The sequence below is a fragment of the Rhodococcus sp. ACT016 genome (genome assembly GCF_050477185.1).
In the GTDB taxonomy this organism is placed as follows: Bacteria; Actinomycetota; Actinomycetes; order Mycobacteriales; family Mycobacteriaceae; genus Prescottella.
In genome coordinates this window covers 3,109,059-3,121,230 of the sequence record NZ_JBEAET010000001.1, presented here as the reverse complement: position 1 = coordinate 3,121,230, position 12,172 = coordinate 3,109,059, and the positions used below count along the sequence as shown (strand labels likewise).

Sequence of the window (12,172 nt, the reverse complement as noted above, 5' to 3'; positions counted from 1 at the left end):
CGGGGTACCCGGACGCATCGGAGTTCCGCGCGACTCGACGTCACCGCGGTTAGGCTCGCCAGTGAGCCAACCGCGGTGACCTCGAACAGGGACGGAGCGGCGCGATGACGGATTCTGTGGATCCCGACCGGTCTCTCGATCTGCCCGCCGACTTGCGGGCCTGCCTGCCGGACGTGGCGGCGGTCTACTTCCGGCACACCTCCGCCGGTGAACCCGACAGCGTCCTGGACCGTCATGCCCACGCGATCATGCGTGAGCACCTGCTGCTCGCTCACCGTCGCACACCGGGCAGCGCGGTCACGCGCGTCCACCGTCCGGCCGACGGCACCGGCGTCGGCGCCGCCCTGCAGATCGTCACCGACGACATGCCGCTGCTCGTCGAATCCGTGACCGCGCTGCTGGGCCGACTCGAGGCCTCCATCAGCGAGGTGGTCCACCCGGTCCTGGCCGTGCGGAGGAGCCCCGACGGCACACTGGAACGGGTCCTGTCCGACGTCCCGATCCGTGACCTCCCCGACGGCGCGCTCGCGGAGTCGTGGATGCATGTGCAGTTGCATCCCGCAACCGAGGACGCGGTTCTCGATTCGCTCGAATCGTCCATCGCCGATGTGCTGTCCGATGTCGGGCGGGTTGTGGCGGACACCGATGCCATGCGTGCGCTGCAGCGCACTCTCGCCGCCGAACTCGATGTGCGAGCGGACAATCCGCCGCCCGGACGGTCGGCCGACGAGTTACGCGACAGCGCGGATCTGTTGCGCTGGCTCGCCGACGGCCACTACACGGTGCTCGGCTACCGCCGTTACGAATGCGGGGACGATCACCGCACCCGGCGGGTGCCGGACAGCGGACGGGGTGTGCTGCGGTCGGATGCGCACGCCGACGAACACATCAGAATTCCACTGGCAGTGGATATTCCGGATCGTCCGCTGTTGGTGCTGACGCAGGGGTCGGCTCCCGCGACCGTGCACAGGTCGGTATATCCGTATTTCGTGGGCGTGAGCATCCTCGCCGACGACGGTGCGATCGTCGGCGAGCACCGGTTCCTCGGCGTGTTCACGGTGACGGCGCTGCACGAGAACGTCCTCGAGATCCCGGTGCTCGCGCGGCGGGTGCGGACCGCGATCGAGCGCGCCGGTTTCGGCATCGACTCGTTCTCGGGCCAGGCGATGCTCGAGGTGATGCAGTCCTTCCCGCGCACCGAGTTGTTCTCGATCGGCACCGACGCGCTCCTCGAGACGATGACCGCGGTGCTCAACATCGGATTGCGCCGACAGGTGCGATTGTTCATGCGCGAGGACAGCTTCGAACGATTCGTGTCGTGCCTGGTGTACCTGCCACGGGACCGGTACACGACTCGGGTGCGGTTGGCGATGCAGCAGATCCTGCTCGACGAGCTCGGCGGCGGGTCGCTCGAGTACACGGCCCGGGTCACCGAGGGGGACCTCGCGATGCTGCACGTGACGATCCGGAAGCCGCCCGGAGCGCGTGACGGCCGCGTGGACACGTCGGAAGCGAACCGGCTCCGCATCCAGGGGTTGCTGACCGAGGCGAGCCGCAGCTGGGACGACCATTTCGAGGATGCGGTGGCGGCCGACGCCAACGTGGACCCGGTTGTCGCGAAGTACGCCGCCGAGCTTCCCGACGGCTACAAGGAGGACTTCGACGCTGCCGAGGCGCTCGTCGACATCAGCCGGTTTGCCGGCCTGGATGCCGATTCGATCGACCTGCGGATCCACCATGATCCGCCCGATCCGCCGTGGAAGTGGCAGTTCGCGCTCTACTTCGCGGGCAAGGGCATTTCGCTGTCCCACGTCCTCCCGGTGCTGCACAGTCTGGGTGTCGAGGTGCTCGACGAGCGGCCGTATTCGGTCCGGCGCCCGGACGGACTGCAGTGCTGGCTGTACGAGTTCGGGATCGCCGTCCCCGCGGAGCTGCTGCGTGACGCCGCCGCGGACGTGGGTGAGGGCGGGCCCGACGAGCAGTTGCGCGATCGGTTCACGGAGGCGTTCACCGCCATCTGGCACGGGCGGTCCGAGGCCGACCGCTTCAACGAACTCGTGCTCCGCGCGGGCTTGGACTGGCGGGAGGTGTCGGTGCTGCGGGCGTACGTGAAGTACCTGCGCCAGGCCGGATTCGCCTACAGCCAGGTCCACATCGAGACCGTGGTGCTCGGCCACCCGGAGATCGCACGTCTGCTGGTCGAGTTGTTCGAGGCGATGTTCGACCCCGATACGGCCTCGGACGACGGACGCAAGCGGTCGCGCGCGCTGGAACGGGCGCTGCGGGCCGCGATCGGCGAGGTGGTCAGCCTCGACGTCGACCGCATCCTGCGGGCCCTGTTCGGCCTGGTGCAGGCGACGCTGCGCACCAACCACTTCGTGCTCGGCAGCGACGGCGGTCCGCGGAACTTCCTGTCGCTGAAGTTCGAGCCCCGCCGGATCTCCGAGCTGCCCAAGCCGCGGCCGCAGTTCGAGGTGTTCGTGTACTCGCCCGACGTCGAGGGCGTGCACCTGCGGTTCGGCAAGGTCGCCCGTGGTGGGCTGCGGTGGTCGGATCGTCGCGACGACTTCCGCACCGAGATCCTCGGCCTCGCCAAGGCTCAGGCCGTCAAGAACGCGGTGATCGTCCCGGTCGGCGCGAAGGGCGGCTTCGTGGTCAAGGCCCCGGTGCCGCCGACCGGCGACCCGGTGTTCGATCGGCAGGCCGTGCGCGATCAGGGCGTCGCGTGTTACCGCACCTTCATCTCCGGTCTGCTCGACGTGACGGACAACGTCGACCGGGTCTCCGGCGCGGTGGTGCCGCCCGAACGTGTGGTGCGCCGCGACGGCGACGACACCTACCTCGTCGTGGCCGCCGACAAGGGCACCGCCACGTTCTCGGACATCGCCAACGGGGTCGCCGCCGGATACGGATTCTGGCTGGGCGACGCTTTCGCGTCCGGCGGGTCCGCGGGATACGACCACAAGGAGATGGGGATCACCGCCCGCGGCGCGTGGGAGAGCGTGAAGCGCCACTTCCGCGAGCTCGAGATCGACGTTGCAGCAGACGATTTCACGGTCGTCGGGATCGGAGACATGAGCGGCGACGTCTTCGGCAACGGGATGCTGCTCAGCGCGCACATCCAACTGGTCGCGGCGTTCGACCACCGGCACGTCTTCCTGGACCCGGACCCGGATGCGGCGCGGTCGTTCGAGGAGAGGCGCCGGATGTTCGCGCTGCCCCGGTCGTCGTGGGCCGACTACGACGCGGCGCTGATCAGCGAGGGCGGCGGCGTCTACGCGCGGACGGCGAAGTCGGTGCCGATCAGCCCTCAGGTGCGCGCGGCGCTGGGACTGCCGGGCGACGTGACCGAGATGGCGCCGCCGGACCTCGTCAAGGCGATCCTCGCCGCGCCGGTCGACCTGCTGTGGAACGGCGGCATCGGCACGTACGTCAAGGCGGCGTCCGAGTCCGATGCCGCGGTGGGGGACAAGAGCAACGACGCGGTGCGGGTGCACGGCGCCGACGTCCGGGCGCGGGTCATCGGCGAGGGTGGCAACCTCGGCGTCACGCAACTGGGGCGGATCGAGTACGCGCTGCACGGCGGCAAGATCAACACCGACGCGATCGACAACTCGGCCGGGGTGGACTGCTCGGACCACGAGGTGAACATCAAGATCCTGCTCGACACCCTCGTGAGCAGCGGGGAGTTGGCGCAGGCCGAGCGCGATCCGCTGCTCGCCTCGATGACCGACGAGGTTGCGCGACTGGTGTTGGCGGACAACATCTCCCAGAACGACCAGCTGGGCATGTCGCGGGCCAGCGCGCCCCAGATGCTCGGGGTGCACCGTCGGCTGATCGCGACCCTCATCTCGCAGCACGGCCTCGACCGCAAGCTCGAGGCGCTGCCGACCGAGGCCGAGTTCAACAAACGCGCACAGGCGGGTGGCGGTCTGACCTCCCCGGAGCTCGCGACCGTCATGGCGCACGTCAAGCTCGCCTTCGAGCAGGACCTGCTGGCGACCGAACTGCCCGACAGCGAGTTCTTCGCGGCCCGGCTGCCCGGCTACTTCCCGGCGCAACTGCGCGCCCGGTTCCGGTCGTCGATCCGGACGCACCCGCTGCGCCGCGAGATCGTCGCGACGATGCTGGCCAACGAGGCCATCGACAACGGCGGCATCACCTACGCCTACCGGCTGACCGAGGCCGCGGGGGCGACGAGCACCGATTCGATCCGGGCGTACGCCGCTGTCACCGCGATCTTCGAACTGCACGACGTGTGGGAGCGAGTCCGCAGCGCCGACATGCCGTCGGAGGTCTCGGATGTGCTGATGCTCCAGTCGCGCCGGGTCCTCGACCGGGCCTCGCGTTGGTTCCTGTCCAACCGGCCGCAGCCGATCGCGGTGGGCGCCGAGATCAGCCGGTACTCGTCGGAGTTCCGCAAGCTCGCCCCCAAGGTCCCCGGCTGGCTGCGCGGCCATCACGTGACCGACCTGGCGAAGCGGTCGCGGTCGGCCATCGCGGACGGCGCCCCGAAGGAACTCGCGCTCGAGGTGTACCGGCTGCTGGACCTGTTCTGCCTGCTCGACATCATCGACATCGCCGACATCTGCGAGCGGGACGGCGAGGAGGTGGCCGAGCTGTACTTCGCGCTCGACGCGCACCTGGGCGTCGATTGGCTGCTCACTGCGGTCTCCGACCTCGAGCGCGGCGACCGGTGGCACTCGCTGGCCCGGCTGGCGCTGCGGGACGACCTGTACGGGTCGCTGCGCTCGCTCACCCTCGAGGTCCTGGCCGGCGGGGAGCCGACGGAATCGCCGCAGGAGAAGATCGACTACTGGGAGTCGACGAACGCCTCGCGACTCGGCAGGGCGAGGTCCGCGCTCGCCGAGATCTTCGAGTCTGGAACGCTGGACCTCGCGACGCTGTCCGTGGCGGCGCGTCAGGTACGCAGCATGGTGCGGGGTGTGGGCACCAGATCGGAGGTCGGAAGGTGAGCGGGTCTCAGGAAGCCGTGCGGAACGGGGCTGCCCTCGACGGGATGCGGGACGGGCAGCCGGTGGGGTTCCACACGAAGGTGGTGGTCCGCTGGTCCGACATGGACGCGTTCCAGCACATCAACCATGCCCGGATGGTGACGCTGCTCGAAGAGGCTCGGATCCCGTGGCTGTTCGAGGACGGTGCGCCGACGGTGACGCTGCGTGACGGCGCGGTGATCGCCGACCTGCGCGTGCGCTACCGCGGGCAGTTGCGCCACGGCGACAGCCCGCTCGACGTCCTGATGTGGGTCGAGCAGATCCGCGCAGTGGACTTCACGATCGCGTACGAGGTGCGTCCCGGGGGAGCGGCCCCCACCACGGCGCCGGCGATCGTGGCGTCGACGCAGATCGCCGCGTTCGACATCGGCACCCAGCGGCTGCGCCGGCTGACCGCACCCGAGCGCGGCTACCTGGAGCTGTGGAAGCGTGCTTGAACGGGTTCTGACAGTGCCCGCCCCCGCGGACCGGGCCGATCTCGCGACGTTCGTGGGGTGCGCGGTCCGACTGGACGAGTCGGCGGTGATCCGCCTCCGGCGTCGCGGCGATGGGCGGGTGTCGGTATGGGCGCCAACGGGATTCGATGCACTCGCGATGCGGGTGGTCGTCGGCGACGTGCGCCCGCGGGACACGACGGCGGCCGGTGACGTGCTGGCGCGTGCGCTGGCCGATCGCGCCGGCGGCCCGGAGATCGACCCCGGGTTCGCGATGGACTCCGCGTGGCGCGGCGCGCTGCCGCCCGAGTCCGGATTCGTGCACGTCGACGACGTGCCCGCCCGGGTGCTGCTCGGATTGGCCCAGCGCGGCGCCGCGCTGGCGAAGGAGCACGGCAGCGCGCAGGGCCCGCCGACGTCGCTGCTCGAGCAGAAGGTGCTCGAGGTGGAGGGCGGTGGGACCGAGGTGACGGTTTCGATGCGCACGGTGTTCGCCCTCACCGGGATGGGTTTCGTCCCACTCGCCGACGGTCGTCCCGCCAGCGCGGACACGGACCTCGACGCCATCGACGAGAACGAGATCGTGCGGGTGCGCGCCACGCCGACGTGGCTGCGGCTCGACGCGCGGTTCGGATCGGTCTACGCCCGCCGGGCGGGCGCACTCCCGCTGTACACGGCGTAAGCGCGGGTCAGCGCGCTCCGATCGCTTCGGGTTCGGTGCGTGCCGATCCTTCGTTCGCCGCGATCAGAATCGTCGACAGCACGGTCGAGCGTGGATCGCCCTCGGTGGTACGCAGGTCGGTCTCGGTGTCGAGGAACACCACGAGGTGGGCGGCGCGACGATGTTCGCGTATCCGGCCCTGCGCGCGGCTTCGACGTCGTGGTGCGCCGGGTCCGTCGCCAGGATCACGCGCGCGAACTCGCGGACCTTCTCCCGGCCGACGACGTAGGTGTCGTCGCTCCGGAGCACGAGACCGGGACGGAACCACCCCAGCGGTCCGGGTGTGGGCGGCACGTCGCGAACGATGCGCAGGTCGGTGTTCCTCTTCGTCGATCCGAAGTCAGCCGACCGGTTGCCCATGATCGTTCCCCTGTGATCCGGTACCCATGAAACGCGACGTCCGCCGCACTCCGTGTATCCGGAGACGCACCGCGACCCGTTACAGCTCCGCGGGAAGCACGGCCGGCGCCAGGAACTGCTCGACCATCGCGCGCTCGTCCTCGGCGTCGATGCCCGGGACGGTGAGCAACGAGACGATCGCGCGCACCAGCCACCGCGCACGCCGGACGATCTCGCTGTCGTCGACATGCCACAGGTCGGCGAGGAACGCGGTGCCGAGCACCTCGATCACCTCCGACGTGCTCGCGAGTTCCGACGCCAGGCCCGCGTCGCCGAGGCCGAACCACGCGGCCAGCGTGGGTGTCGTGCGAACCTCGTGGATCGCCATGAGGACGGCCTCGGTGACCCTCTCCCGGGGGTCGGCGATTGGTGCCACGCTGCGGTTGACGTGCTCGCCGAGCCTGCGCGCCTCGCGATGCACGAACGCGCGATGCAGCGCGCGGCGGTTCTCGAAGTAGCGGTACAGCGTCGCGCGCGAGCACCCGGCCGCCTTCGCGACCTCGGCCATGCCCGTCGCCCCGACGCCGCGGTCGACGAACAGCGCGGCGGCGGCGTCGAGGATCTTCTCGGCCGCCGCCTCGCCGCGTTCGTCGCTCAGCCACGAACCGGATGCGTTGGTGGTCATGGTCATCCGGCGTGGAACGGGACGTGCATGGGGCGGCGGACGTAGTTGCCGGCCGCATACTCGACGCCGTCGATGTCGACGTCGAAGTCGGGGCACCGGGCCAGGAGTTCCTCGAGGGCCACCCGCGCCTGCATGCGGGCGGCGGCCGCGCCGAGGCAGTGGTGGTTGCCGTTGCTGAACGTCATGATCTGTCGCGGGTTGCGCAGCACGTCGAGTTCTTCGGAATCGGCGCCGAACACGCGCGGGTCGCGGTTCGCCGAGCCGTACACCAGCAGGACCTTGCGGCCCGCCGGGATCGTGACGTCCTCGATGGTGACGTCGCGCGTCGTGGTGCGCGCCAGACCCTGGACCGGCGAGGTGAGGCGCAGCATTTCCTCGACCGCGCCCGAAATCAGCGACGGGTCGTCGAGCAGCAACTGGCGCTGGTCCCGGCGCTGGGTGAGCAGTTGCACTGCGCCGCCGAGCATTCCGGTGGTGGTGTCGTTACCGCCGGTGACCATCGTGAACGCGAAACCGAGGATCGACAGCAGGCCGGCGAAGTCGCCGTCGGCGCCCATGCCGGCGGCCACGAGGTGCGAGATGGTGTCGTCGCCCGCGTTGCCGGCGGCCGCCTCGGCCTTGCGCCGTTCGATCAGGCCGCCGAAGTAGGTCATGAGCTCGACCACCGCGGTCTGGGCCTCGAGCGGGTCGCCGCTGGAACTGGCGGCGACGATCGCGTCGGTCCAGCCGTCGAACTGGGTGCGGTCCTCGGGCGGGACGCCCAGGTAGTGCGCGACCACCATGCTCGGCAGCGGCTTGAACAGCTCGGTGACGATGTCACCGCCGCCGGCGGCGCGGAGCCGCTCGAGCCGCTCGACGACGAAGCTGCGCACCTCGGGTTCGACGGCCTCCACCTGGCGCGGGGTGAAGCCGCGCGCGACCAGCCGCCGGAACTGCGTGTGCACCGGCGGGTCGAGCATGACCAGCGGGGGATTGTCGCGCAGGCCGATCTTGTCGAGTTCGCCGTAGGTCATCGTGAGGCCCTCGGCGGAGGAGAAGGTCTCCGCGTCGCGTGCCGCGGCGTACACGTCGGCGTGCCGCGTGAGCACCCAGTAGTCGTCCGCGGGTGCCTCCTCGGGCACGACGTTGTGGACGGGGTCGTGGTCGCGCAGCGCTGCGTACATGGGCCACGGATCCCGCCACGATGCACCGGAACGGGGAACGTAGGCCACACTGCCGGACATAGTCGTCGTCATGCCTCAACGGTGAGACAGATCGCGAACTTTGTCAATACCCCCCGGTCGGGAGGTGCAAACTCAGTCCGACACCGACAGCAGGTGGAACGTGGTGCGTCCGGCCAGGCCGAAGTTGTTGTCGGCCACGACGACCAACGACCGCGACCCATCGGGCAGGCGCGGGCCCCACGTGATGCCCTCGATGCAGTCGGAATCCTCGGTGACGGAACCGAAGTCGAACAGCAGTTCCTTGCGCATCGGGCGCTCGGATCCCGTCAGGGCCGGAACACCGGCCACGTCGTCCGCGCCCGCGGTGGTGGTCCAGTAGATCTTCCCGGTGAAGCCCCGGCCAGGGATCATGGTCCGTTCCAGCGTGAGGAACGCGCCGTCGTCGGCGGCGAGGATCTCGGCCACCCCCGTGGCCTCCGGCATCCCGCCCGGCGGCACCGCGTCGACCGGGTAGACGAACTCGCCCAGGTCCGCACCCGAGGCCCGGTCGAGGACCAGCAGGCGCGACGGCGACGTCCCGTCGGTGGATGCGGCGGGACCGTCCTGCACGAGGGCGTTCTCCGACACCGCGACCACCCGGCGGCCGTCCGCGGACAGCGTCATGCCCTCGAACCCGAGGTTGTCCCGGATGCCCGAGACGAGTGTTCCGTTGTCGTCGAGGCGCGGCGTGAAGTGATCCGGCAGCGGGACGTCCCGGACGAACTCGCCACCGATACCGGCCTCCCGGACGAATCCCGGACGGCCGATCTTCGCCTCACCCTCACTCGTGTAGACGTATCGGGCCTGGTGGGGGAGCCAGCGCACCGACTCCGTATCCGCGGCGCGGCGGGCGTACGGTGCACCGTCGGTATCGAGCAGCGACACCATGCTGTCGAACCGGGCGGTGGACAGCTTCCCGTCCACCAGCGGCAGGCCCAGTGTGTACAGCCGGACCGGGCCGGCCTCGCCGCGGTTGTCGCTGATCGCGACGAATTCGCCACTGGCACGGTCGAAGTCGATCCCCGACAGGCCCCCGACCGGATATCCGCCGAAGCTCAGGTCGTCGGGGATGGTCAGGTTGTCGACATAGCCGACGTGGGCCGGGGGCGTCGCCCCCGCGAGCGATCCGGTGTCGAGCGACCCGGTACCGAGGGAACCGGCGCCGGGCAGAACGCCGGACACGCTCGCGAGCGCCACCACGCCCGCCGCGATGAGCTGCGGAATCGTCATCGAATCCTACTGTCCCATCACGTATTTGACGGTCGGTCCGGCGGTCCAGCCGCCGTCGACGGCAATCTCGGCCCCCGTGACATACGACGCGGCGTCCGACAGCAGGTACGAGACCGCGCCGGCGATCTCGTCGGCCTCGCCGACCCGGCCCATCGGAGTGTTGGGGTAGTTGCCCTCACCCTGCTGGATGCCGACGCTCGCCGTCATCGGGGTGTAGGTCATCCCGGGATGGACGGAATTCACGCGGATCCGGTCGGTGCCGAGTTCCACCGCGGCGATCTTCGTCAGCCCGCGCACGCCCCACTTGGACGCGCCGTAGCCGGCCGTGAGCGCGAGGCCCATCAGTCCCGCCGCCGACGAGATGTTCACGATCGACCCGCCGCCGGCGGCGCGCATCGGCGCGATGACCGCCTGGAGGCCGTTGAAGACGCCCACCAGGTTGATGTCGAGGACCTGGCGGAAGTGCTCGAGCGGCTCGTGCTCGATGTACTGGCCCGTCGAGACGCCGGCGTTGTTCACCAACCCCGTCAGGGTGCCGAACTCGGCGAGCGTGAACTCGACCGCGGCCCGCCACGCGTCGGCGTCGGTGACGTCGAGGCGGACGTAGCGGGCGGCGTCGCCCAGGTCGGCGGCGGTGGCGCGGCCGTCGTCGTCGAGGACGTCGGCGATCACCACCTTGCCGCCGCCGTCGACGATCCGTCGGGCGAACGCGGCGCCGAGGCCACGGGCGCCACCCGTGACGAGAACGACCTTGTCGGACAGAATTGCGGATTCACTCATGTCGCGCACCTTTCGACGATTCGCGATGTCACTTGCCGCGGGCGGCGTGCCGGGCGCCGATGTAACCGAAGACCATCGCGGGTCCGATGGTGGCGCCCGCGCCGGCGTAGTCGTTACCCATGACCGAGGCCGACGTGTTGCCGGTCGCGTACAGGCCGTCGATCACCGAACCGTCCGCGCGTAGGACCTGACCGTTCTCGTTGTACACCAGACCGCCCTTGGTGCCCAGGTCTCCGGCCCGCATCCGCAGCGCGTAGTACGGCGCGGTGTCGATGACGTCGAGCGTGGGGTGCGGCAGGCTCGGATCGCCGTAGTAGTTGTCGTACGCGCTCTCACCGCGGTGGAAGTCCTCGTCCCGGCCATTTCGGGCGAAACCGTTGAAACGGGAGAAGGTTTCGGTGAGCCCGGCCACCGGGACGCCGATCTTGCGGGCCAGTTCCTCGACGGTGTCGGCGACGACGATCAGCCCGCCGTCGATCCACGACTTGGGGAACTTCTGGCCCGGCATGATGCCGCCGATCGGGTAACGCTTCTTCGCGCGCTCGTCGAAGACGAACCACGTGGGCTCGTGGCCACCGGCCAGCTGATCGTGCACGAACGTGACGTACGGCGCCGCCTCGTTCGTGAATCGCTTGCCGTGCTGGTCCACGATGATCGACCGCGGCACGGACCGCTCGGCGACCATCACCTGGACGACGCCGTCCGGGCGCTGGAACGACGGCATCCACCACGCGTCGTCCATGAGATCGACTGCAGCGCCGACATTCTGACCCGCGACGATGCCGTCGCCGGTGTTGTCGCGCGACGCGGCGCTGAAGTTGTCGCGCCCGCCGTCGGGCAGGTTCGCCTTACGCATGTCCTCGTTGAACTCGAAGCCGCCGGTCGCGAGCAGCACGCCGTGGCGGGCCCGGATCCGCACGGGCCGGCCGTCGCGGACGGCGACCAGGCCGATCACGGCACCCGACGAGTCGGTGACGAGCGACTGCATCGGCGTGTTCAGCCAGAGCGGGACTCCGGCGTCCTTCAGCGCCAGGCGAAGTCGGGCGATCAGCGCGCGGCCGAGGGTGTCCATGTGGCGGCGCAGCAGGATCGACTTGACCGCGTTGAAGCCGGTCTTCAGCGCGGTCAGCTTCGCCTTCCACGTGCGCATCACCATGTTCAGTTGGACGAAGTCCTTCGAGGTGATGAACAGGCCGGGCGGGGTGGCGAGCGCCGCCGGACGCAGCAGGTCCTCGTCGGCGCCCAGCCTCTTGAGGTCCACCGGCAGCGGCTCGATCGTGCGGCCGGCAGGGCGGCCACCGGGCTGCTCGGGGTGGTAGTCGGAGTAGCCGGTGCACCACTGGAAACGCATGTGCGGGCTGGACGTTTCGAGGAACTCGAGCGTCTTGGGGCCCTCGTCGATGAACGCGTCGAGGTTCGCCGACGGGACCCGGTCGCCGAGCACCGCGTCGAGGTAGCGGCGCACGTCCTCACGCGAGTCGCCCAGGCCCTCGCGGATCAACAGCGGGTTGTTCGGCACCCACACACCGCCACCGGACAGGGCCGTGGCGCCACCGTAGACGCCGGCCTTCTCGATGAGCAGGGTGTCCAGACCCTCGGCGGCGCCTGCGAGCGCGGCGGTGAAGCCGCCCGCGCCGCTGCCGACCACGAGAAGATCCACCTCGTGATCCCAGTGGGATTCGGCGCTCTGGTCGGTCTGGTTGGAATCGGTCGCGGGCATCGCGGATCTCCTGAGGGTGTGTCGGGGAGGCGGCGTGGACGCTGTG

9 protein-coding genes are annotated in these 12,172 nt (G+C 69.9%); 3 read left to right on the top strand and 6 right to left on the bottom strand.

Annotation, left to right across the window (positions count from 1 at the left end; genetic code table 11):
- The first annotated feature begins 104 nt into the window (after positions 1-104).
- From ACQ5DX_RS14325 to ACQ5DX_RS14315, 3 genes are read left to right on the top strand one after another with little or no spacing between them, the layout of a single operon-like run.
- Positions 105-4,976, top strand: coding sequence for an NAD-glutamate dehydrogenase (locus tag ACQ5DX_RS14325; RefSeq protein ID WP_430333247.1), 4,872 nt, complete (start codon positions 105-107; stop codon positions 4,974-4,976).
- 44 nt (positions 4,977-5,020) lie between these two features.
- Positions 5,021-5,452, top strand: coding sequence for an acyl-CoA thioesterase (locus ACQ5DX_RS14320; RefSeq protein WP_430335664.1), 432 nt, complete (start codon positions 5,021-5,023; stop codon positions 5,450-5,452).
- A complete protein-coding gene (locus tag ACQ5DX_RS14315; protein WP_430333246.1) occupies positions 5,445-6,131 on the top strand; it encodes a hypothetical protein in 687 nt (228 codons plus the stop codon). The genes ACQ5DX_RS14320 and ACQ5DX_RS14315 overlap by 8 nt, the downstream gene beginning before the upstream one ends.
- A gap of 63 nt (positions 6,132-6,194) precedes the next feature.
- On the opposite strand, the gene ACQ5DX_RS14310 is transcribed toward ACQ5DX_RS14315, so the two are convergent.
- The 6 genes from ACQ5DX_RS14310 to ACQ5DX_RS14285 all read right to left on the bottom strand — a co-directional run bounded on the left by ACQ5DX_RS14310 (position 6,195) and on the right by ACQ5DX_RS14285 (position 12,126).
- Positions 6,195-6,530 (bottom strand): FAS1-like dehydratase domain-containing protein, encoded by a 336-nt coding sequence (locus tag ACQ5DX_RS14310; RefSeq protein ID WP_430333245.1) that lies wholly within the window; start codon positions 6,528-6,530, stop codon positions 6,195-6,197.
- Between the two features lie 79 nt (positions 6,531-6,609).
- The gene (locus ACQ5DX_RS14305) at positions 6,610-7,194 is read right to left on the bottom strand and encodes a TetR/AcrR family transcriptional regulator (RefSeq protein WP_430333244.1); all 585 of its coding nucleotides are present in this window, start codon (positions 7,192-7,194) and stop codon (positions 6,610-6,612) included.
- A 2-nt stretch (positions 7,195-7,196) separates the two neighbouring features.
- Positions 7,197-8,417, bottom strand: a complete 1,221-nt coding sequence (locus tag ACQ5DX_RS14300) for a cytochrome P450 (protein WP_430335663.1) — start codon at positions 8,415-8,417, stop codon at positions 7,197-7,199.
- Between the two features lie 72 nt (positions 8,418-8,489).
- Positions 8,490-9,626 (bottom strand): esterase-like activity of phytase family protein, encoded by a 1,137-nt coding sequence (locus ACQ5DX_RS14295; protein WP_430333243.1) that lies wholly within the window; start codon positions 9,624-9,626, stop codon positions 8,490-8,492.
- Between the two features lie 6 nt (positions 9,627-9,632).
- The gene (locus ACQ5DX_RS14290) at positions 9,633-10,406 is read right to left on the bottom strand and encodes a glucose 1-dehydrogenase (protein WP_430333242.1); all 774 of its coding nucleotides are present in this window, start codon (positions 10,404-10,406) and stop codon (positions 9,633-9,635) included.
- 28 nt (positions 10,407-10,434) lie between these two features.
- Positions 10,435-12,126 carry an FAD-binding protein gene (locus ACQ5DX_RS14285; protein WP_430333241.1) on the bottom strand — a complete coding sequence of 564 codons (1,692 nt, stop codon included), beginning with the start codon at positions 12,124-12,126 and terminating at the stop codon, positions 10,435-10,437.
- Between the last annotated feature and the right edge of the window lie 46 nt (positions 12,127-12,172).

Coding starts and splice junctions, on each gene's coding strand:
- ACQ5DX_RS14320 (WP_430335664.1), top strand. CDS start 5,021: ATGCGGGACGGGCAGCCGGTGGGGTTCCACACGAAGGTGGTGGTCCGC.
- ACQ5DX_RS14295 (WP_430333243.1), bottom strand. CDS start 9,626: ATGACGATTCCGCAGCTCATCGCGGCGGGCGTGGTGGCGCTCGCGAGC.
- ACQ5DX_RS14290 (WP_430333242.1), bottom strand. CDS start 10,406: ATGAGTGAATCCGCAATTCTGTCCGACAAGGTCGTTCTCGTCACGGGT.
- ACQ5DX_RS14325 (WP_430333247.1), top strand. CDS start 105: ATGACGGATTCTGTGGATCCCGACCGGTCTCTCGATCTGCCCGCCGAC.
- ACQ5DX_RS14285 (WP_430333241.1), bottom strand. CDS start 12,126: ATGCCCGCGACCGATTCCAACCAGACCGACCAGAGCGCCGAATCCCAC.
- ACQ5DX_RS14310 (WP_430333245.1), bottom strand. CDS start 6,530: ATGGGCAACCGGTCGGCTGACTTCGGATCGACGAAGAGGAACACCGAC.
- ACQ5DX_RS14305 (WP_430333244.1), bottom strand. CDS start 7,194: ATGACCACCAACGCATCCGGTTCGTGGCTGAGCGACGAACGCGGCGAG.
- ACQ5DX_RS14300 (WP_430335663.1), bottom strand. CDS start 8,417: ATGTCCGGCAGTGTGGCCTACGTTCCCCGTTCCGGTGCATCGTGGCGG.